Here is a 22,280-nt window from a genome sequence, read left to right on the forward strand (position 1 = left end):
GGCAACCATTATAGCATTAAAAACCAATCAAGCGGTAATGTCGTTACTAGCGATGCTTGCAGTATCACATGTAAGAATCAATTCAATTTAGATATGACGATCAAACGCTGACGCTTTCTTCACTTGATCTGTACGGTTCTCATCCATGACTTGAATCAGCTTATTTAAGCGGAAGATCAGCGCTGCAGCTTCGGATCTGCTCAAATGCTGCATGGGACGGAAGCTGCCATCTTCATATCCGGTAATCATGTACAAACCCGCAAGTTCCTGCACTTCTTCTTGGGCCCAATATGATACATCAGTCTGGTCGGTAAACGCTCTTGGGGAAGTAAGCGGTTCCGGTCTGATTTTACGAACAACATTTGCTATAATCTTAGATGCCTGTTCACGTGTTACCAGTGCATACGGAGCGAATTTGCCGTTCCCCATCCCTTGAACCATCTCATGATGAACGGCTGCCTTAATCTCAGGAGCGAACCAATCATCATCGTTTACATCCTGAAATCCATGGTGTTCATTAACCATTGTGTCCACCCCCATCAAACGCACGATCAATGCGGTGAACTCTGCACGCGTGATCGGACGGCGTGGTTCGAAGCGAGTTTCACTTACACCTTGAATGATATTTTGTTCCGCCAGCCAGGTGATCTGGTCTTTATTGAATGTTTGGCTGATATCAATAAATTTGATATTTTTTTTCGCAGGTAACTCAGGTTGCTCATCAGAAGGTTCAGGTTGTGAACTCACCTCATCGGCTTTTACCGAAGTACCTGCTGGATTTGAAGCTGTACCACTACCGCTCCAAGCGGATGGTGGATACGGAAAAGTCATGGCTGCGGCCCGTTTGCTTTCACTTTTCTCACCTGCTGAATTCTCCGTCCATACTTCCACCTCATAATGCTGCTCGGCATTCAGCCCTGACCATACATGACTACGCTCGGTGCCACGGTAGATCTCACGATCTTTATGGGTGATCACAATCACCTCATTCATGGAATCCAGTTCCCAAGTTAGCTTAATCGTATTAGTACCTTGCGCTATGGCTGCTACTGTCAGTTCCTCGGAAGGCAACGTCTCGAATTCCGGAACCTGGAGTGCCTCACCCTCCCCTGCCTCATTAAATGGAATGATTGCAAAGTCAGTATAACGCTCTGCACTGATTAATTCAGACACATGTATTGATGTCTCCGTTGTTGTTCCCACAAGCTCTTCATTTCGATAGATTCGATAACCCGCAGCACCGGGAATCAGTTCCCATACGATGTCTGCACCATACATGGAACGTCCCTCTACTACAGGAGGTGAAGCAGCACTACCGGGCAAAGTCATTGCATGAAGGTAATAACCACCATCACTACTGCCCGACGCATTCATGGTCTTCACTGTATAGGTATAGTTCACGCCCGGTTCAAGTCCCTTGTCGTCATAGAACAGTTCATCTGCAGGAACACGAGCAACCTCCACACCGTCACGCTCAATGATGAACTGCTCGGCACCTTCGACCCGGCTCTGTTCCAATATAAGACGAATGTGGTCCTTCGCCGAATGATACTCCACTTTGACCGGAGCTGCTGGCTTGGTCAGGACAGAATACATGAGCTTCTCCGATGTATCTCCCTGATCATTCTCTGTGTAGATTTGAATCGGGTACTGCTTACCTGCATCCAGTTGATCAATAATAAACTCTTTTTGTTTGCCTCGGTATACTTCTGTACCATCCAGCAATACAACAAATGTTTCGTTCCCAAATGGGAAGTCCCATTCCAGTTTGGCGTGATCTGTCTCGGGGTATATCTTCATTTCCAGTGAATCCACATGAGGCACGGTGTAAAAAGGAGTCACGGTCATTGGGCTTCCTGAACCAGCCGTATTATAAGGAATAATCTGTACCTGATCATATCGGGTTGCACTCTCCAAATGAGTTAATTTCACCTCTGTGATATCCCCTTCTTCTATAGTGGTGAACATCTGATCTCCGATACGTATGGTATATCCCTCCGCCCCTTGTACCTTAGGCCAAGAGATCAATCCCTCCTTTTCCCCAATCATGCTTGCATGTAAAGGTTCATTAATGGTCGCGGGCAACGTGCGCAAGTGAACTTCGAAACCGGAATCACTCTCCCCCGTTGCATTTGATGTTTTGATGGTATACGTGTAATGCTCGCCTGGTGTCAGTCCATTATCTTCAAATGAAGCTTGATCTGCTGGAACCTTAGCGACTTCAACACCATCCCGCATAATGACGAATTGCTCTGCTCCCCGTGTGGAGCTTCCAGTCAGGTCCAGTACCGCAGTCTGATCTGTGATGTGTGTTATGCCTGCCGTCTGAGGTGAGATGGGCTTCGTTAAAACCTGAATCTGAATAGGTTCAGACCGATGACCATCTTCATTAATCGCAACAAGTTCGAATTCATACACTGTGCCATCCAGCATGCTATTGAGATGTACAGACGGTTCAGACACGCTCTGTACATCTCCCGTTATCCGATTACGAATCTCATATGCAGCCGCTCCCTTAACAACATCCCAAGCCAGATCCACCGCATGTGTTCCGGCTTTCACTGTTATACTTTCTGCAACCAATGGCAACGTTTGAGTCATTACACTGAAAGTAAGCGGCCCACTCGTTCCACTCGCATTGACTGCCCGAATTACATAAGTGTATTTCGTTCCTGGCGACAGATCCTTGTCTACAAATTGGGTTTCACTAGAATCCATCTGAGCGATCTCTCTTCCATCCCGTTCAATGACATAATGATCTGCCCCTTGGACACCAGTGTTACTGAAATCCAGACCTAGGCTGTTTTTTGCCACATCATATACTGCAACCTTAGCGGGTTTCTCAGGCAAAGTCAGTAGAGATACATCCGTCGCTTCAGAACGAGTCCCCTGTCTGTTTGTCGCCCATAGTTGATAGCGATGCCACGTTCCATCCTGGAGTCCTGTAATCGTTGCTTCATTCTCCATTCCCCTATAAATCTCCTTGCCATTCTGCTCAATCACGTATTCAGCGGCACCTTCCACGACAGACCAAGAAACTTTTGCACGATGAACTCCTGGATCAACAAGTACTTCGGCAGGCGGCGCAGGTTTGGACAATTGAATGAGCTGAGCTGTTTCACCTGATCCAGAAGCATTCACAGCCTGAACTTCCAAAGCGTACTCTGTACCTGGCAACAATTCCTCAGCCGTGTAGGCCAGTTCTGATGTTCTGCCCACTTCTGTTCCATTGATTTTCACAATATAGAGATTCGCCGTATCTACAGCTTGCCATGCAAGTCCCATACTTGTCTCATCAGTCGATGTGACATTTAGTCCTTCCGGCCTGCTAGGTAGCGTAAGAATTGTACTACTGGTGGATGCACCGTACCCGGCAGCATTGCCCGCCTGTACTTCATAGGTATACTCACGACTGCTTGACAGGTGGTGAACTGCGAGTTGTGTATCTGATATCTCATGGCTCTGTCCATCGATGACCACCCGATATTTCGTTGCCCCAACGACAGGCTCCCAGCTCAAGATTGCTCCCTGTTCAGTTACTTGAACAACGTGAAGTCCCGATGGGCTCTCCGGTAGCGTTGTTCCTGATACCGAACTGCGCATCCCTTGTCCACTTCCGTTCACCGCTTGAACAGCCAGTTGATATGATGTTCCCGAATCCAGGCTCGCAAAGACCCATTCTTGGGTTCCGACAGGAACCGTTCCGGACTTCTCTCCATTCAACCATAACTCATAACGATCGGCTCCTCGTACTGCATCCCAATTCAGACGAAGGCTCGTTGTGGAAGCATCCGATACGTGTAAGCTGGTCACCTGCCCAGGTAACGTCTTGAACAAAGGTAATCCTGCCAAGGGCCCTGGTCCTGTCTCGTTTCCGGCAATTAACGCATAGCTGTACTCCGTGCCACTATCCAGACCTGAATCCAGATACTCCGTCTGCTCTCCTTCATATATAGCTGTTCCATCACGAGAAAGACCATAATATGTTGCAGAAGTCACCGTATCCCACGTTAATGAAATATCATGCTCCCGAATCTGAACGGCCATAAACTCACCGGGCATTGCCGGCAGTGTGAGAAATCCGGTCCTACTGCTACCACCTGCGCCACTTTCATTCATTGCCGTTACCGAAATGTTATGAATGGTTCCTGGAACGAGGTTGCTGACGTAGGGAAGGCTACCCGGATCAGATACCGTCTGATCAAATACGGTGGCACCGTCCGAAGTAGTCGCGATGATGCGGTAAGCATCTGCTCCTCGTACTGAATCAAATTGAATTTCGGCCAAATTGGGTTGCGAATCTACTTTTCGAACGCGCAACGTTCCGGGAGCTGCCGGGATAGTTAATACTTGAGCGATTACTGCATCACTTACTCCGGTATGGTTTCTCACTCTAACTTCATATTCATAGACCTGACCACCACTTAGAGAGTGATCGATTATACTGTGGTTAGGATAATCCAGTGTCCATGACTGTCCTGTTGTTTTATTCGTTATCTCATACTGATATCCATCGGTATACCTTTCCCCAGTTGGCAAATCCACTGTAAGTTCAGCTGAAGTCTCAGCGATCTGTGTCGTTTTCACATGAGTCGGTTGCTGGGGCTTGCGTTGAATATGGTAAGGTGATGATGTTGTCTCATATGTATTCCCTGCTCTGTCCATGGTTTTCGCATGGATGTACCATATACCTTCCGATTCGATGGATATTTTATGCTGGTCAGAGCGGGCTTCAAGCCAATGCTCCGGTGATTCTGCACTGTTCGTAACTTGATAGAATCGTTCCAGTTCCTGAATGCCTGAGTGGGCGTCGGCATACTGAATGGTAGTGGATATATCCATGTCCGTCCAGCCATGTCCGTTCGGAGCAAATGTTATCGTTGGAGCCATCTGATCCACATAGGCGATTCGACTCACTTCCTTGCTCACATTACCAACGGTATCTCTTGCTCGGGCCCGAATGGTGGTAGCGCCGTTTGTACTAACTGTACCGCTACTTCCTGTCATATACGGGGCATCATTCATGCTGTATTCATAGGATATCGCTTGTTCATCCACACTTCCAGCGATAGTGAATTGCACATGTTCTTTACTCCATCCAGAAGGACTTAAACTAATCACCGGCTCGGTTGGAGCTGTCTTGTCAATTCGAACTGTAGCCTGAGCGGATGTGCTTATATTGCCTACACGGTCAATTGAGCGTGCATATACGATCGTTTCTCCCTCATCGGTAACCGTCACTTCACCCGTATAATCGATCCAGGGACCTTCTTTGTTAAGTCGATATTGACTCTTGGCAAGCCCACTGCCCGCATCTTCACCACTGTTTATCGCAAAAGTTACATCCTGATTCGTCCAATCCTCTTCACTTAACGTAATCGTTGGTTGCTCAGGCCCAGTCTTGTCGATTCTGGCTGTTGCCGAAGTGGAAGCACTGACATTGGCGGCCCGATCAACACTTTGTGCGTAAATCTCGGTTATCCCTTCTTCACTGAGTGTAAGAGGGGTCTTGTAGTCTATCCATTCTCCCTCGCTTCCCAGCTTATACTGTGTCAGACCAATGCCACTTGCTTCGTCCGTACCTTCCGTTAATGTCACGATTACCGCCGCTTTTGTCCATTCGGGCGGATTCAACGAGATAACAGGTGGCGTTGGTGCCGTCCGATCTACCCTGGCTGTCACAGCCGTTTCCTGTCCTGTATTACCAAACGCATCAATACTGCGTGCCATAACAGTTGTGTTGCCTTCACTGCTTACGGTAAACGGAGTACTGTATTCACGCCATTCTCCTGTCGGACCGACTTTAACTTCAGTCTTTTGAGTTCCGCTCAAGGCATCTTTTCCCTCTTCAACCGTAACGAGAACATCTTCCTTGGTCCATGAGGATGGAGTGACTGTAACAGACGGAGCAGTTGGACCCGTCGTATCTTTAATCATCTCTCCAGCGGATATAAACGGGGTCTGTATCCCTTCACCATTCAGTGCCGCCACAAAAACTTCATATTTTCCGTCCGCGAGTCCGGTCAGGGCAAACGCTGTACGTGTGGAAGTTGTTGTTCCCGTTGCAAGGACTTGCCCGCCTGGACTGCGTATTTCCGTTTTATAATGCGTACCTGCAGGATTTCCATTATTACTCCAACTCGCTGTAACGGAGTTGCCTGATTGTGTTACAGCCGCAGCAGCGGGTGGATTGGCCAGTGTATACTTGGAAGCTGGACTGGAGTAACCCGTATAGGAACCACTTGAATTTTTGGCCCGTACGGCAAAAGAATAACTGGTATTCGGAGTAAGCCCAATCACCTGCCGACTGTTTGATGTACCTGTGTCCACGATCTGATTTGTCGTCATATTCTTCAGTTCATACGTAACGGATGCATCATTCGCCTTCTTATCCCAATTCACCGTCAAGCTATTAGGGTTAACCAATGTATATGTCGGCGTTCCGGGCACAACAAAACTTCTTACCGTAAAGTTAACGGTGCCTGCTGAGGACACCCCACCTTTGTCATCCATGACCCATACTTGTAATGTGTGTGTGCCATCTGGCAGGGTGTCAGGCAAAGTGTAATTGGTGTTGAAAGACTGATTAGAACCCGTTGCGGTCATCTGGGTCAGAATGTTCTCGGACCCACCATCTATGGACCATTTCACGGTCAACTGGTCGCCTACATCCGTATCTCGCGTTGTACCAGAGATCTGAAGTTGCTCGCCTTTGTAATAGGTTTGACCCGAAGAGGGTGCTGTTAAGGTAAATGAAGGTGGAGCATTTTTGGGGCCAATCCCCACAATGGTTGAAAATTTGCGTGAAGCCTGATTTGCTGTTGACTTGGCGTCCCACCAAAATTGTGCAGCTGTATCACTCGCCGTAACGGTCTGGCCTGGAGTGAACGCTGAAGGTGAAGACCCTCCCGTGAGCTGGGCGCTGTCTGGACTGCTGTACTGGCCCATATATATACGATCTGCATTCACAACATTGTACGTATTGGCATAAAAAGCCGTGACCTGAACACCGCCGCTGTAATTGCGCCATCCATTCTCGATGACTTCAAACGGAGATGCATCATTGCCATTCACCATCGTATCCCAATAAAATGTTCCACCCAAATTCAGTGCCGTTCCACTACGATTGATAGCTTCCAGTTCAACCTTCATGTACCCACCTTGTGAGGTAGCATTAACGATAGATACACGCAAAATATATTCCACATTGTCCTTTTGCCGGGACATTTCAATCACATTATTGTTAATTCGGTAATAATTCAATGGCAACGTTTTGAAGTTCACGGGTGATCCATTATGGTCGATAATCGTAGATACATTCCCTGTATCGCCACCGTAAAATACATTTGTGTTTGGTAGTAATACAATTCTGTATTTGCCATCACTGTTCATCTCTACTTTCACCTTGGATGACTGTACAGCCTTCATGCTGGACGTGTCGGATACAATCCCGATTGTTTCAACCGTTTCAGCCATTACCGTGGCTGCACCCCATTCAAGCAACAGGGCTTGAGGTGATAATAACGCAAATGCCAGTACCACTTTGGTTAACTGTTCCGCTTGTTTCTTCACACGTTTTCCTGATTTCTTCAACGTCTACTCTCCTTTTTGGCACACAAAAAAGGGAGGCCCCCCAACAAAGGAACGATGTCCTAAGTTGGGGTGCCTCCCCTAACAAGTGTCATTTTTTCTTGATTATAACGATTAAGCGCATGAATGTAAACACTTGATCATGAACGCCTTACTTCTCATTTCTCATCTCTGATCTTTAATAACGCTTCGTCCAGTGCGCCAACGACCTTGTCACACCATACATCAAATTCCGGATCTTCGGTCTGTAATTCAGGATGGGCCAGTATGTGCTCAATCGTACTTCGAATACCCTGATCGGCTCTTGTCGTTGCTACAAATTCCGGAACAAGCCGCTTCAGCTTACTGTTGTCAAACACAACGGTATTGGCTTTGTCCCCCAGCAAACCGCCGCGAAGATCCTGGTCACTGCATGCTGCCAAGAACTCGGAGGGTACATGTACCGCATGAAGCTTAACTCCCAACACACCGGCGATAATCTCATGAATCTGATTCCAGGTGACGGATTCGTCCGAGGTGATATGTACCGATTCACCAATGGCATGGATATTTCCCATAAGCCCGATAAACCCTTTGGCAAAATCAGTATTGTGCGTAATGGTCCACAGTGAGGTGCCATCTCCATGGATGATAACGGGTTTGCCTTCACGTATACGCTTGATAACCTGCCAGCTGCCTTGAGCACCATGAACACCGAGAGGTACCGATTTGTCACCATACGTATGGCTCGGACGCACGATGGTCACAGGGAATCCGTGCTCGCGGTATTGTTTCATCAGATAGTCTTCACAGGCAATCTTGTTGCGAGAATACTCCCAGTATGGATTCGATAAGGGCGTACCTTCCGTGATCCGGTAATCAGCCAGAGGAGTCTGATACGCTGATGCTGAACTTATAAAAATAAACTGCTTTGTTTTATCCTTGAACAAACGGTAATCTCTCTCCAATTGAGACGGTACAAAAGCGATAAAGTCTGCCACAACATCAAATTCCAGATCAGCTATCAGTTCCGCTACACGTGGCTCGTCATTAATATCCGCTTGAAGTACGTTGACTTCCTTAGGTAAGTCATGGTTATGATTGCCTCGATTAATCAGATACAGTTCACAGCCTTGCCGTGCAAGCATCTCCGTAATGGCCGTACTGATGGTGCCTGTCCCTCCAATAAATAGCGCTTTCATTTTCGCCACCTCCTGATCGATTTCACCCACTTTCTCATGATATCACGCACCAAAAAAAGGAGCAAAGCTCGGTGACCCGAAACCTTGCTCCTTCTGCTTATACGACCTTAATCGTTGCGTATATCATATACATACCGCAGTGAATCTCATATTCTCCCTTTGGCAGATCTTTATCGACGGTATAATAATTAGGTCCCTTTTGCATGTATAGATCCATGCCAAGCTTTTGTGATCCGACTGATTTGACATGTGTCACCGACCGGGTCAGAATAAAGTTGATTTTGGTTGGTACGCCAGCTTTCACCTCGATAACGTCTGGTCCAAAACCATCGTTACTTACGTCCACATCAATGACTTCATATCCCTTCAAATCCTCCGCTGTCTCGGCTTGTGCAGTTACAGCACTTCCAGATCCCGGGGATAAGTCTTTGCCCATAAAATAAACCAAAAATGATCCAAGCAGTACAACAACGGTCAGACCCAGTGTTAACCAAGGCCATGTTTTTCCAAACCAGCTTTTCATATAAACACTCCTCATTCGATGTCCCATCAATATTCAATCAACAGACGGATGTATTCTTTAAGCATACCTGATTCGCATGACAATGAAAATGACCCCTCTGGGCTATTGTGGTTGAGCCGTATTCCTTCAATAAAAAAAGCCTGATTTCTCAGGCTTTACTACGGTTATTCCCGTTAAGGCTTCCCAATATCCCTTTTCGTATAACTCAGGAATAGATCGGTTTACTGCGACTGCGACTTCGTCTCATACGTAATTTATACAACTCTGGCAGGGCTACACCAATGAGCACAATAATAACTCCGAACCATTGCAATCCGCTGACATGCTCATGGAGCACGATTGAGGATAACAATACTGCAATTGGAAGCTCCACTGCACCCAGAATTCCGGCCATGTCACCACCAATATGCGGAACGCCGATAGCGAACAATACTGGTGGAATGAAGGCCCCGAAGAATCCAAGCAGCAATCCAAATACAAGCAACTGGCTCCAGATCAATCCGTTAAAGAGGAATGTCGGCGGGAACAAAATGCACAGGAGGATCAAACCGCCTGTAACCATCCACGCACTGCGGAAGGCTGGATGCGCTGAAGGAACCGCTTTACCGCTGAACAAGACAAACAGGGAATAACTTACGGCTGCCATTAGTCCAAGAGCAATACCCAGACCGTTGAACTCACCCAATCCTTGTTCCAGGAAACCCGCTGCCAGTAAGGTTCCACCAAACAGAATGATCAACGTCAGGAACGTGACTTTGTCTGGACGTTGACGTTTGCTAATCGCCTGAATCAATACGCTAATCCATGTGAACTGGAACAACAGGATAATAGCAAGTGAAGCAGGGATATAACGCAAAGACTGATAATACACGAGACCTGTAATTACCGTTGGTGTTCCGGCAGCCATCAATAACAGACGTTGTTTCCACGTCAACCGTTTGAATACCTGTGCCACGGCTCCTGATGTTTTGCCATTTGCCTGTGACTTGCGTTTGGTTCTAAATCTTGTGTATAGCGCCAGCATCCAGGAAAGAAGAAAACCCGTTATCAGCTGTGTTCCGACAACCTCTCCAAGTTTATATCCTTCGCCATACGCCAGAACCACAATCGTGGATAATATGCCATAACTCATCGCTCCCGCGAGAACGGACAGATAATATTTCATTTGTGAATAAACCTCCTGATGATAAGAAAAATACGCCCGCATGTTGGTTCATGCCAAGGTCACAGACACCATCTAAATGCAAAAAATCCTAACTACGAGCAAGGAATACATTGATTCCTTGGCATCGTAGTTAGGAAGTATAGGCTTCCCGTAGAGACCCTCGCCCTGTGTACACTTTCGGCCTGCGAGGTTATACGAAATGATATATGCAATTTGATGTAATTCGTGTGTGACGACTTTTCATATATTACATGGGAGGTGAGATGGTGTCAACCCTATTCCGCATAAAAAGTTAAACTACATTATTACACCGAGTCGCTTCGATTGCTGTACCATTCTTCACACACACTGATTACGTAAAAACGTCATGTCCGATTGGAGCTTGAGAAGTCCCACTCCAATGTTTGCTGTAAACCTTCCTTCAATCCATCCAGATCCAGCCCATCCACGGCAAAAGCCTCACGGATCAAAGGCGGCGCGACGAATTCATCATACTTGCCCAGATAAGGCGCTTCATCTTCAGCCAGTAACGCAGATGCGTCTTCGGCCGTCCGACACTCACTCATAATCTCGGCTAACAATGTTCGTTCATCGATCTTGCCGGACACCACAAAATAATAGGGCTCCATGGGCACAACCGAACGCAAGGCAAGTTTCTTGGACAGATTATGCTTCATCAGGCGCTCCAGTGTACGGAATGATTTACTTCCCACCCAAGGAAGAACGTACATCGAATCTCCCCCTGCCGGAATGACAACCTGCTTCAACAGTCCACTTTCACGAGCTAAGCGGCGTGCCCGTTCAAGTCGATTGACGGCTTGTGGTGACAGGTAGGGATAGATCACTGAGTCGGACAACACTTCACGCATTTTCTGTACCACCGACGTATGAATATCTCCTCCCGCTCCAAGCCATAGCGTATCTACTTTACCTTTTGCAGACTTCACATACACAGCCTTGTGCTTATGATCGACCTCTTCCACTTTCCACAGTTTACCTGCGAGCGAGAAGCAATAGCCAGGTGGGGGTACGGTTGTAATCGAACCAATCTCTTCCGAGCCGTTCAGCACTTTATGTTCCTCATCGTCCTTAAACACCGCGTAGAAGCGATAATTATTCACGATTTTTTCACCTGTCAGACCGATAATCAATGTTCGATCTTCTGTCCATTGCAGGTGATCCGTCTCAATGAGGTAATTCAGGAAAACCTGATATTGATCAGGTCTTATCAACGCAAAGGGAGCCAGCGAAAGGATGGCTTCTGCAAGATCTCTCGGCTCCGCCTCCCCCATACTTTTCAACATGCTCATCGTCTGATGATAAAGTACACCTATGGGCATTTTGCGGGCTTCAAGCGGCTCGACCCACTTGGTTTTTACATATAGTTCGATAACAGCAATCGCACGCATCAACGTCCACGGCATACGTGCTGGCAATTGCGCTTCCTCATCCTCTTCCTCCGGACATACAAAAAGCATCTCTGATGCCATGTCCTCTCGTCTTCCTGAACGTCCCAGACGCTGTACAAAGCTGGACGCACTATACGGTGCACCAAGCTGAACCACACGTTCCAGTTCGCCCAGATCGATGCCCAGTTCAAGCGTGACCGTTGCCGCAGCAACCGCGGGCCCTGATCCAGTGCGTAGGGCAGCTTCCGTCTCTTCCCTCAGCATGGCGGAGATACTTCCATGATGAACATGGAACACATCACGTTCCTCCCTGCGAGCCGCGACCCGCCGCATCTCAAGAATGGTGACTTCTGCATCGGTACGGCTGTTGGTGAAGATCAACGCTTTTTTACGATGTGTGCTCTCATAAATGAAGTCGTAGTAGGCTTTGCGTGCGTTATGAAGCTGCTCCGCCTGCTCCTCGTCCTGCGCATCTGGAAAAGAGAAATGTTCCACCCGCAGTCGCAGCTTGCGACCGCCCGGGGAAGAGACTACATCCACCCCCTGCTGCGTTCCGGCAGCAAGCCAAGATGTAGCCGCATCATAGTCACTAAGTGTAGCGGACAAGCCCACTCTTCGCGGTGCACTGCCAGCCATACGCTCGATTCTGGCAAGTTCGCTGAGTACTTGAATGCCCCGATCCGCTCCCATGAAAGCATGCACCTCATCGATGATGACATATCGCAAGTCATGAAACAGCGCCGGGATTGCATTCGGTCGATTCATGAGCAGACCTTCCAGCGATTCTGGCGTTATCTGGAGCACACCGGACGGATTTTTCATCAGTTTTGTTTTCTCCGCCTGAGGCACATCCCCGTGCCAATGCCAAACCGGAATATTTCCTTCGGATAACAGATCCTTAAGACGTTCGAATTGGTCGTTAATCAGGGCTTTCAGCGGTCCAATGTACAAAATGCCAACCGATTTTGAAGGCCGTTCATACAGCTCGGTCAATGCAGGAAAAAAAGCCGCCTCCGTTTTGCCGGAGGCTGTGCCTGCCGCAATCAGCATATGATGCGGAGTATGAAAACAGATATTGCAGGCCTCAATCTGAGCAGGCCGAAGCGATTCCCATCTTTTTTTATATATAAATTCCTGAACGAATGGTGCCAATCGATAGAACGGATTCTCACTCATAATTCAAACTCCGCCAGGAAATCGTCCAGATCATCCGTATTTGCGGAAGCATCTGGCCCTTTATCCGTTTCCTGAGGTTTGACAGCCCGCTCGCCAAGTAATTGAGTATATGTCACTTCGGGATTCTGGTGGAGCGTATGCAGTACATCCATAAAGTCCCGTACCACTTCACGCGTGGTCAGCAATTCATCCGCCCCCAGTCGATTCACCGCCGTTTGCATAAAATCAACCAATTGTTCATCCGTCAGACTTGCACTGTATCCAAAATGCAGGGCATGAATCTGCCGCAGCTTCTGGAGCAGAATTAGAATCTCTTCATGCGATAACATCGCCAGCTTCAGGATCGGGCCCGTATAATTTGCATACGCTTTGGCTGCATAACGACCATCAATAAGCCTGGAGCGAAGCGCTTCATAGCTGTATAGTCCACGCCGTTCATCCTCCACAAATTGCGGCGTACCGCCCACAAATATGCCCAGGTGCTCTGCCTTGCCCTGCATCGTATCATTAAACATCGTCAGCAATTTCTCATAGTTGCTTTGACGTGAGACGCTGTTTGTAATTTTGTACAGATTCACCGCTTCATCAATGAACAACAGTAATCCTTTGTAACCAATGCGCGCTGTGAATTCAGACCATAATTTGAAGTAGTCATACCAGTTGTCATCGTCAATGATTACACCAACAGCCAGTTCTTTTTTTGCTTCCGTTTTGGTTGCAAATTCTCCTCGAAGCCAGCGAAGTGCCGCCTGTTTGCGATCATCATCAGCGAGCTTGTACCCATTCCAATAGGAAGCCAGTACCTTGGCAAAATCAAAGCCGTGAACCAGATTCTGCATCTCTCCCGTCACCGCATAGATCTGCTTCTCTACTTCCAGCGGCAGAGCCGGATCATCCGGGCGCAGGTTCTGACTTTGCATCGTGGATTGTTGCAACCCGGCGATCCATTTTTGCAAAATCGGCTCCAATGCTCCCCCATCCGGGCGTGTGCGTGTAGACAGACGAGTCATCAGTTCGCGGTATGTGGCAAGTCCCTGACCTTTGGTACCCACCAATCGTCGCTCTGGTGACAGATCGGCATCTGCCACAACAAATTCGCGATCCATCGCATAATTACGAATCATCTGCAAAAGAAAGCTTTTACCGCTGCCGTAACGACCCGTAATGAGTTTAAACGCTGCTCCACCCTCCGCAATATTGTCCATATCCCGCAAAATGGCTTCCACTTCCGGTTTCCGGCCAACGGCAATCTGCTCCAGTCCAATTCTCGGGACAACACCAGCTGTCAATGAATTTACAAGTGCAGTGGTCAGCCGCTTTGGTATTTTAAGTTCTGTCACTGAATATCACCTCTTCACATGTTCGAACACATCTATATAATCAGGAGCAATCCGATCAGCATCAATCAGAAGATCACCGATCGTTTCCATAGCCACATCATTAATTTCATCCAGCAGAAGCGTAGGCATCGTTCCATATTGCTCAGCCAGACGCATCAGCTCCGTATCTGGACTTGCACCAAGTAGAACATGAATCGTTTGTACCTGCTGAGGGGATAGTTCCTTGGCAAAAAGCAGCCATTCTTCATCCAGATCAGCCTCAGCAGACTCGTCCCACTGCAACTCAATCGATTCTGCTGACACTCTTGTTGCAATCTCTACTGCAGATGGATCTGGCTCCATCGAATCTTCAGTTGGAGCGATATCATCCCTTGCTTCCAGTGCATCGAATGGATTACTTGTAACATTTGCGTTGTTAACCTCTTCATCCTTCACTTCAGAAGGGTGATCATCCTCAATTGTAAGTGCCAATCGCACATACTCACTTTCCTGCTGTAACGATGCCAATTTCTCTGTATCAATCCGAATCATCGGTTGTTCCACAGACTCCGCCTGCTCGATCGCATATGCTCTGTCCAGGTAACGCTCAATCAGATTCGCAAGTTCGGGTTCAAGAGTCTGTCCTCGCAATCGACCTCTGAATCCGAGCAGTTCACGAAGTTTATTTTCAGTACATCGATAGATCCGCGTAACCATCTGCACAAATTCAGCCTGTTCACCTATGGGTATATATCTGAAAGATACCGATCTTCCATAGATCGAATCATCATAGACTGCTTTGCGAAACAGAATGCGCTCCATGGTGCGTTCATCGTTAGGTTCACACTCAGGCAACAGTCCAACTTGTCGCGTACGTTCCAGGTACGAATCAACCAAGGCCATGACGCGCGGGATGTACTGCTCCATCACTTCTTTGCCGCCATCTCTATAAAATTTACTGAGTGTAATATCGTAATCATAGTATCTTTGCAGCATATTCAGCGAGATATCCGATACCTTATCCTGTAAAATACGTTGCAGCTCCCTATCCAGCATCTCTGCTGGCAGGTATCCGCCCGAAAGGCCCATGACCTCGGATAAGAACATCTCCATCTGATGGACCAGCACATAATCGACCATCCACTCTTGCATATATATATTTAATTGGGGCAACCGTTCACGGTAGTTCACCCATAGCTGCTTCAATTGATCATAACCATCCTGAGGATTCTGCCAGCCAATGCCGTTAATTAACTCGTAGATATGAACAAATAGATAGGACAGATCGGTATCCGGGTATCTCCCCTGACGTACTTCCTTCCTCCAAAACATATACCACTTGCGCTGGGCTTCATTCATCACGCCATACGTTGGCCAGTAACTCATAAAGGGAACCCACGGGGATACATCACCCTCCATCTCTGCCCACTGCTTTGCTTCCTCCACAAAACGTTTCTCTGAGGATAATATGCCTCCACGATGCTGCATCGTATCATGTGCAGACTGCACAATGGTTGAACGATCAGGAACCGGAACTGCTGCTGTTTCAGGTTCTTCACTCAGATCTATCTCCATAAATTCCAATTGTCTTGAGTTGTCTTTCATAGAACGTTATCTCACCCTCCTCCAAGACAGAATACGAACAAGTGTATCCATAGGGATCATTATATCATTTGTCCTGTGTCTGCGGTGACGAAATTTAGACATTCTTGGACACAAAAAAGAAGGCATTTCTGCCCTCTTTTCATCATGTATTTTTAACTTTTTCACAAATAATGAAAGTATCGTTTCAAATCGAACGTTGCACAGGCGTAATTACACGACAATTGCCCGATTTTTCCCTTCACTTTTGGCTTGTACCAACGCCCGACTGGCTTTTTCGATCAGATCGGATGCATTGGAATGCTCATCTGGCACCATTACTGCACCACCGACACTAACTGTGACGATTCCACTCGGACCGGATGATTCCCTTTGAATCTGGAGAGCCAGCACGTGCTGTCTAATCTCTTCAGCAAGTTCTCCTGCATAATCAGACGTTGTGCTCTTCAATTTTAACATGAATGTGCCTCCACGAAGACGAGAGATCAAGGCATGATGCTGTTCGCTAACCACCGTAAGCACCTCACCGATCCATTGCAGACACAGGTCGCCTCCTTGAAGGCCGTATGCTGCATTATACGAACGGAAATCATCAATATCTATAATGAGCAGTCCCAGACTGCACTTTTCCTGTAAACAGTCATCCCAGTCAGCTTGAAGCTGTGACTTGAACACCGTCTGAATCGGCATATCCGTTAACGGATCTGTCGTCAGATAGTTCTGAAGCTGGCTCGTTGTTTCAGTGTAATTGTCCTGTTCATGGTGGGACGCGCCGCTGTGCAATAGGACCATCACAGAAGGTTTACCCGCGTGCGTAACAGAAGCAAGTGTAATTTCAAGCAACAATGAGGTACCTGCCGCTGTGGTGAAATAGGACTGGCTGGTAATCAAACTTGTGTTATTGTGCTTTAATTCCTCAAAATTCTGTTGTAACGTCACTCTCGTTTGCTCAGGTACAAACGCCCTGAAATCCTTGCCCATCAGGTCTTTGGAACTCTCGAACCCGAGCAGCTCGGCAGCCTTCGTATTACAGTAGATAATCTGACCGTCAGTCAAAGTAAAAAATGCCACGGGCGAGTAATCCATTAACTGCAAATAACGCTGTTCATTTTGTCGCAAAATACGAGCATTCTGCAGCGCCTGTTCTTCGGCCTGAACCAACTGGTTCTCTGTCTGCCGACGTACAATGGTTTTGAGTAAAGGTAACACGCTAAGCTCTTTGGATGTCCAAGGATACGAAGTTGATTTCACAACCTCACGCCATTTCTCGAATGATTTACGCGGAGATAACCGCATGCCATCATCTGTCTTTAACACTGCCTTCGCGGGGTCACCCGCCCAATCGACAACCTGTACGACCTCAGGTCGGAACCAGAGCATGTAGTTATGCTGTCCAGGCGAAATGGCAACATAAATAACCCCGGAAGCCTTATCCTGATAAGCTTTGGATGTTTCATACTCTGCACTCAGTTTCGACGTATGATAACTATAATCCTCGGACTTTCCTGCAAGCCAACCTGCCAGTTCACGAATCTGTCCACTGTTTGGCGTTTCACCATACAACAACAACTTGTCCTGGTAACAGATTGCTGCTCCGGCAGCACCCATCAGATTCAGCACCGTCTCTTCTTCTCCCTGTAATTCCTCAAGTACTCGGGCAGGACTTGTGTTACCGATAAAAATGTTGGCAATTCGTGAAGCGGCTTCACGTGATTGAATCTCCGATTGATAATCATCGAGTTGCTGACGCTGAAACAATTCATTCGAGAAGAACGCGCCTAGGAAATTGCACAGATTCCGTACGCGATGGGGCACATATCTAGCCGAATAATGATGGCATGTAATGAGTCCCCACAGCTGATTGTTATGAATGAGAGAGATCGTTACAGTCGCACCTACACCCATATTATGCAAATATTCGATATGAAGCGGAGATACACTGCGCAGAACCGAAAGACTCAAATTCAGCGGTTTGCCAGTAAGCGGTTGAAGCGTAGGCACAATCTCCACGGGTTTATAATTGACATTCACAATGGTTCGCAACCAATTGCGAAGATACAATTCCCGAGCCTGCTTGGGAATATCCGAAGCCGGATAGTGATGGCCAAGGAATGGTTCGAGTTCTTGTTCACGCGCTTCAGCAATTACTTTACCATTCCATTGCTCGTCAAACTCATAGATCATCACTCGGTCATAACCGAGCATTTCCTTCACATGTTCAGCCGCAATCTGACTTGCTTCCACGCGACTATCTGTACTTTTGATCCGACCGAAGAATCGGGATATCCACTCAAAGTCGGTAGTCTCCACGCCCTCTTTTTCATAAAAAGGCTCAATCTCCAGAATGAGCAGCCCTTCACTTTCATGAAGAACAGAGGAGAAGACCCGGTTCTCACCGGATACCTTAATGGTCAGATCCATGTAATGCAAATCAGAGGTTACATCCGCATTGAAGCTGCTACCCAACAGTTTGCTTACTTCTTCCTTACCAATCAGATTTTCCAAAGGCATGCCCAGAACATCCTCATAGGCAATACCCAGATGGTCCTCCGTATTTTGGCTACACTGAACAATGGTTGGCGTAAGACTGGTATTAATGGCCAAAAGAACACCATGAGGTTGAATAAAGCCGGGGATATGAATTGGTTCTTTATCACAGTTATTCAGATCTATCGGATCATTTGTGTATGTTCCCTGATGAAGCAACGTGCGGTTCAACAAATTTTGTTCTTTCTTGGACTTCGGTTCGGCCATGGCCAGGAAAATCCCCTCTCATGATGTTATATAAGTTGGAATGATTAGTTCAACTTATATAGATACCTATATAAAATATGAAAAAAGTCCGCCCTACAGGCGTTCAGGTTGATGAAAAGGGATGTTACTTGTCCGTATTAATCCACTGATCCAGCAGTCGGAATGTCTCTGATGCACTGTGTACCATGTTGTCATGATCTTCTGGAGTGCTGATGGACTGCTGCAACAAACCCATAAACTCGCTCCATCTTGTTCTAGTCTCTGTACCGTAGGCATTGAAATATTCCAATCCACGATCAGCTTCAATGGACAGGAACTGCGACAAACGTTTGGTCATGATCTGTCCACCGTTCGTGGACCCCTCAATTACATACAGGTATCCAAACAAACGGGCAGGTGTCGAAATATCCGGAAGTTCTTTGCAAAGTGGAAGTTGGCTGATTTCTTCTTCACTTGCACCAAGATTGCGCAGATCTTTCTCCAGTAGTCCAGCCTTGCCTCTAATCTCGATATCCAATCCCGTACTTCCCCAGAAAGGCTGCTGTACAGCCTGATCCTCCAGCGGTTTGAGGAATCCATAAAACTTTTCTAAATATGTTTTATATTCTTCTATAGTCACAGTTTGATTCATAATGGCTTTTGCATAAGGGTTCTGTTCTACTTGTCTGTGGTAATGAGCTGTCTCGCTCTTCAGACGTTCCATAATATTTGTTGCTGTCATCGTAGTTATCCCCTTTCACAATCTGTTCTGTTGTTGCATATGAGTGCTTATCCTCAATCGAATCTCAGTATATATTTGAAATAGAAACCGGTTTGTTGCAAACAGCTCCATTTAAATGCAATAAAGACTCTATGTAAGTATACTTATTCTTGTTTGAGAAAACTATACGAATCCAACATCTGTACATAGTTAACACTTTTCTCCGTTGTTATCTTACCTAACTGTTATCTGCATGTTTTAGTATTAACCGAAAACCATAAAAATGACCCCTATAATCTGGAAGACAGTAGATTTCAGATGTCAACATGGTACACTGTTTTTATATCCTGTCATTGGAGGAATGCATTCTATGGATCTTACTGTTCAAGACGTTGTACTTCATCTCGTAGATAACATTGCACTGCCGGAAAACACGGTGGATCAGCTCATTACTGGCTCACTTGATCGTAAGGTCACAGGAATTATCATAGCTTTTATGCCCACACAATATGTGATTGAACAAGCCATACAGCAAGGTGCTAACTTAATCATTGCGCATGAATCTCCGTTTTATAACCATCACAGTCATACCGATTGGCTTGCAAATGATTCGGTTTATATGGACAAAAGAAAGTTGATCGACGAAGCAGGCATTTCCATCTATCGATGTCATGATATCATCCACCGCTTCCAACCGGATGGCATTACCGAAGGACTGATTCAGGCCTTGGAGTGGTCCTCTTATGTGGAGCAACGAATACCAGAAGCAGACATCCTTTCTTTTCCGGAAGGAAGCACCGTTGAAGCTATTGCTCACCATATGAAAAGTTCCCTGGGCATAGAATATGTACGCATAGCAGGCAATGCGGAAATAGTCTGTAGACGCGCAGCGGTACTGGTAGGTTTTCGTGGTAATGGACATGTGACGATTCCCTTGATTCAGAATGAGCAATTGGATCTCATCATCGCGGGTGAAGGATTCGAATGGGAGACACCGGAATATATCCGTGATGCTGTGCAACAAGGCAAGTCCAAGGCACTGATCATGATGGGGCATGCAGAGAGCGAGGCTTCGGGAATGAAGCTATTAGCAGACAGGTTGGCAGAACGTTTTCCCGAGTTGTCTGTTCGTTTTGTAAACGAGAAGCCTGTGTACACTGTGATCTAGTAGGATCATTGGATTTGTACGGAGAGGATCTTCTAGCTGATTGCATCTAATCTCATTGCCTGTCCTACCCTGGAGCTTTGGATACTTTCTATGCTCCGGGGTACGCTCGGCAGACTCTCGTTTCAGTTCTTGGATAGCTAACGAACCTGACACACTCTATTTAGCAAATATTTGCAGATTATTTAAAATAACGAATCGTAGACACCCTATTCCTCCATTCCCCCTGTTTTATAGCCACTTTCTACCCGACATAGCCCATTTAACGTTGCTAAGATTCCTTAGATTTCTCAATTCAATCGAATCAGTACAATAAGGTGTCACTGGTTCGTTAGATTATGATAAAAAATGAGTACTGAGCACATATGCCGCGCATCTCTTCATGCCCCTTCTGGATTTACCGAGTTCTTTATAGTACTCTAAATGCTGTGACTTCAAATCTCAGGACATTTGTCCTTGGCGTTCAGAGTTAATTTGTCATTTAATAATAGAAGTCGAAGTGATTGAATAAGGAGCGTACATATGAGAGGAATTATTTTTGCATTACTGGGCGGCGCGTGTATCACGCTCCAAGGGGTTGCCAATACTCGGATTAGCACCGACATGGGCACATGGCAGGCCGCTACGATTACACAACTGACAGGATTCATCTTAGCTGCGCTGATCCTGATGTTTGTTAGAGACACCAACCTTCAAGGACTCAAACAAGTAAAACCCATGTACCTGGCCGGAGGTGCTTTTGGCGCCGTCATTATTTTTAGCGAAGTAACGGCAATTCAGCAAATTGGAGTTACATTCACGATCTCGGCCCTGCTCATTGCTCAGCTGTTCCTGACTTTTCTGGTGGATAGTAACGGATGGTTCGGCGTGGTGAAACAAAAGATGAAACTGCCTCAATTTCTGGGCATTGCCTTGATGATCACGGGCGTTATCATTATGAAACTGTAGCTTTTTCGAGAATATAGTCGGGGGTGAATAACAGCGTGCAAGAGATCCATAACGAGCAACAATTAATGCAGTATCTGAAGCAATATCAACTCGAAACTGTATTTCACGAGCCCCTGCGTACACATATGACGTTATGCCATTTCGAGAAGTGTAAATTGATCTGTCGTGAAGGGGAAACTTCCCAATATTTGTACGTACTGGTGGAGGGGAAAATCAAAATTTTCACCACCTCCGCTCAGGACAAAACGCTGGTGCTTTGTTTCAAAACACCGCTTGAAGTTGTCGGTGACATAGAGTATGTCCGTGAAAGCGATATTGTTAATACGGTTCAGGCAGTGTCACCTGTGGTGATGCTTCGCATTCATTATCAATGGCTCGCTGAGCTTGCCAGCGATTATGCACCTTTGCTTAAATTTTTGCTCAAAATCATCTCACACAAATTCTACATTGACTCGAACTTTTCCAATTTCAACCTGATGTACCCGGTGGAGGTTCGTCTAGCCAGTTACCTGCTCTCCATCTCAACAGAGGAAGCCGGCAGTATCGTTCACGAAGAGCTGGACGCATTCAATCTGACTGACATCGCGAATCTGATCGGCACCAGTTACCGACACCTGAACAGGGTCATCCAGAAACTCTGTGCAGACGGATTAATCGAACGACATCAAGGATTGATTATGATCAAGGATCGAGCGGGTCTACGTGAAATAGCAGGTCACAATATTTATGAATAAGGAGTTCAACAACC

Annotated in this window: 12 protein-coding genes and 1 riboswitch; of the genes, 3 read left to right on the forward strand and 9 right to left on the reverse strand. The window is 46.7% G+C overall.

The annotated features are described in order from the left end of the window. Positions 1–87: 87 nt before the first annotated feature. The 9 genes from MHI14_RS17685 to MHI14_RS17725 form a co-directional block, all read right to left on the reverse strand. Positions 88–7,593 carry a fibronectin type III domain-containing protein gene (locus MHI14_RS17685; RefSeq protein WP_341130906.1) on the reverse strand — a complete coding sequence of 2,502 codons (7,506 nt, stop codon included), beginning with the start codon at positions 7,591–7,593 and terminating at the stop codon, positions 88–90. A gap of 155 nt (positions 7,594–7,748) precedes the next feature. Continuing rightward, complete coding sequence (locus tag MHI14_RS17690) at positions 7,749–8,771, reverse strand: SDR family oxidoreductase (protein WP_133384569.1); 1,023 nt, start codon at positions 8,769–8,771, stop codon at positions 7,749–7,751. Between the two features lie 97 nt (positions 8,772–8,868). Next, the gene (locus MHI14_RS17695; RefSeq protein WP_165980157.1) at positions 8,869–9,294 is read right to left on the reverse strand and encodes a cupredoxin domain-containing protein; all 426 of its coding nucleotides are present in this window, start codon (positions 9,292–9,294) and stop codon (positions 8,869–8,871) included. A gap of 205 nt (positions 9,295–9,499) precedes the next feature. Continuing rightward, positions 9,500–10,459 (reverse strand): EamA family transporter, encoded by a 960-nt coding sequence (locus tag MHI14_RS17700; protein WP_341130907.1) that lies wholly within the window; start codon positions 10,457–10,459, stop codon positions 9,500–9,502. A gap of 107 nt (positions 10,460–10,566) precedes the next feature. Next, a riboswitch (purine riboswitch) is annotated at positions 10,567–10,677 on the reverse strand. Between the two features lie 147 nt (positions 10,678–10,824). Further along, positions 10,825–13,044: a DEAD/DEAH box helicase gene (locus tag MHI14_RS17705; protein WP_341130908.1), complete on the reverse strand. Its 2,220-nt coding sequence runs from the start codon at positions 13,042–13,044 to the stop codon at positions 10,825–10,827. Next, positions 13,041–14,384 (reverse strand): ATP-binding protein, encoded by a 1,344-nt coding sequence (locus tag MHI14_RS17710; protein ID WP_091031127.1) that lies wholly within the window; start codon positions 14,382–14,384, stop codon positions 13,041–13,043. The genes MHI14_RS17705 and MHI14_RS17710 overlap by 4 nt, the downstream gene beginning before the upstream one ends. Before the next feature lie 6 nt (positions 14,385–14,390). Next, positions 14,391–15,968 (reverse strand): TerB N-terminal domain-containing protein, encoded by a 1,578-nt coding sequence (locus MHI14_RS17715; RefSeq protein ID WP_249910870.1) that lies wholly within the window; start codon positions 15,966–15,968, stop codon positions 14,391–14,393. 210 nt (positions 15,969–16,178) lie between these two features. Then, positions 16,179–18,719 carry a diguanylate cyclase domain-containing protein gene (locus MHI14_RS17720; RefSeq protein ID WP_341130909.1) on the reverse strand — a complete coding sequence of 847 codons (2,541 nt, stop codon included), beginning with the start codon at positions 18,717–18,719 and terminating at the stop codon, positions 16,179–16,181. 124 nt (positions 18,720–18,843) lie between these two features. Beyond that, complete coding sequence (locus MHI14_RS17725) at positions 18,844–19,440, reverse strand: biliverdin-producing heme oxygenase (RefSeq protein ID WP_133384566.1); 597 nt, start codon at positions 19,438–19,440, stop codon at positions 18,844–18,846. A gap of 349 nt (positions 19,441–19,789) precedes the next feature. Here MHI14_RS17725 and MHI14_RS17730 point away from each other — a divergent pair, with 349 nt between their 5' ends. The 3 genes from MHI14_RS17730 to MHI14_RS17740 all read left to right on the forward strand — a co-directional run bounded on the left by MHI14_RS17730 (position 19,790) and on the right by MHI14_RS17740 (position 22,266). Further along, positions 19,790–20,587 (forward strand): Nif3-like dinuclear metal center hexameric protein, encoded by a 798-nt coding sequence (locus tag MHI14_RS17730; RefSeq protein WP_341130910.1) that lies wholly within the window; start codon positions 19,790–19,792, stop codon positions 20,585–20,587. Positions 20,588–21,106: 519 nt separating this feature from the next. Then, on the forward strand, positions 21,107–21,532 hold the full coding sequence (locus MHI14_RS17735; RefSeq protein ID WP_017688761.1) for a DMT family transporter: 426 nt from the start codon (positions 21,107–21,109) through the stop codon (positions 21,530–21,532). A 35-nt stretch (positions 21,533–21,567) separates the two neighbouring features. After that, positions 21,568–22,266: a Crp/Fnr family transcriptional regulator gene (locus MHI14_RS17740; RefSeq protein ID WP_341130911.1), complete on the forward strand. Its 699-nt coding sequence runs from the start codon at positions 21,568–21,570 to the stop codon at positions 22,264–22,266. Positions 22,267–22,280 lie beyond the last annotated feature (14 nt).

It is taken from the genome of Paenibacillus sp. FSL K6-2393 (assembly GCF_038002545.1).
Lineage (GTDB): Bacteria > Bacillota > Bacilli > Paenibacillales > Paenibacillaceae > Paenibacillus.

Coding starts and splice junctions, on each gene's coding strand:
- MHI14_RS17735 (WP_017688761.1), top strand. CDS start 21,107: ATGAGAGGAATTATTTTTGCATTACTGGGCGGCGCGTGTATCACGCTC.
- MHI14_RS17715 (WP_249910870.1), bottom strand. CDS start 15,968: ATGAAAGACAACTCAAGACAATTGGAATTTATGGAGATAGATCTGAGT.
- MHI14_RS17725 (WP_133384566.1), bottom strand. CDS start 19,440: ATGACAGCAACAAATATTATGGAACGTCTGAAGAGCGAGACAGCTCAT.
- MHI14_RS17700 (WP_341130907.1), bottom strand. CDS start 10,459: ATGAAATATTATCTGTCCGTTCTCGCGGGAGCGATGAGTTATGGCATA.
- MHI14_RS17695 (WP_165980157.1), bottom strand. CDS start 9,294: ATGAAAAGCTGGTTTGGAAAAACATGGCCTTGGTTAACACTGGGTCTG.
- MHI14_RS17690 (WP_133384569.1), bottom strand. CDS start 8,771: ATGAAAGCGCTATTTATTGGAGGGACAGGCACCATCAGTACGGCCATT.
- MHI14_RS17730 (WP_341130910.1), top strand. CDS start 19,790: ATGGATCTTACTGTTCAAGACGTTGTACTTCATCTCGTAGATAACATT.
- MHI14_RS17705 (WP_341130908.1), bottom strand. CDS start 13,044: ATGAGTGAGAATCCGTTCTATCGATTGGCACCATTCGTTCAGGAATTT.
- MHI14_RS17720 (WP_341130909.1), bottom strand. CDS start 18,719: ATGGCCGAACCGAAGTCCAAGAAAGAACAAAATTTGTTGAACCGCACG.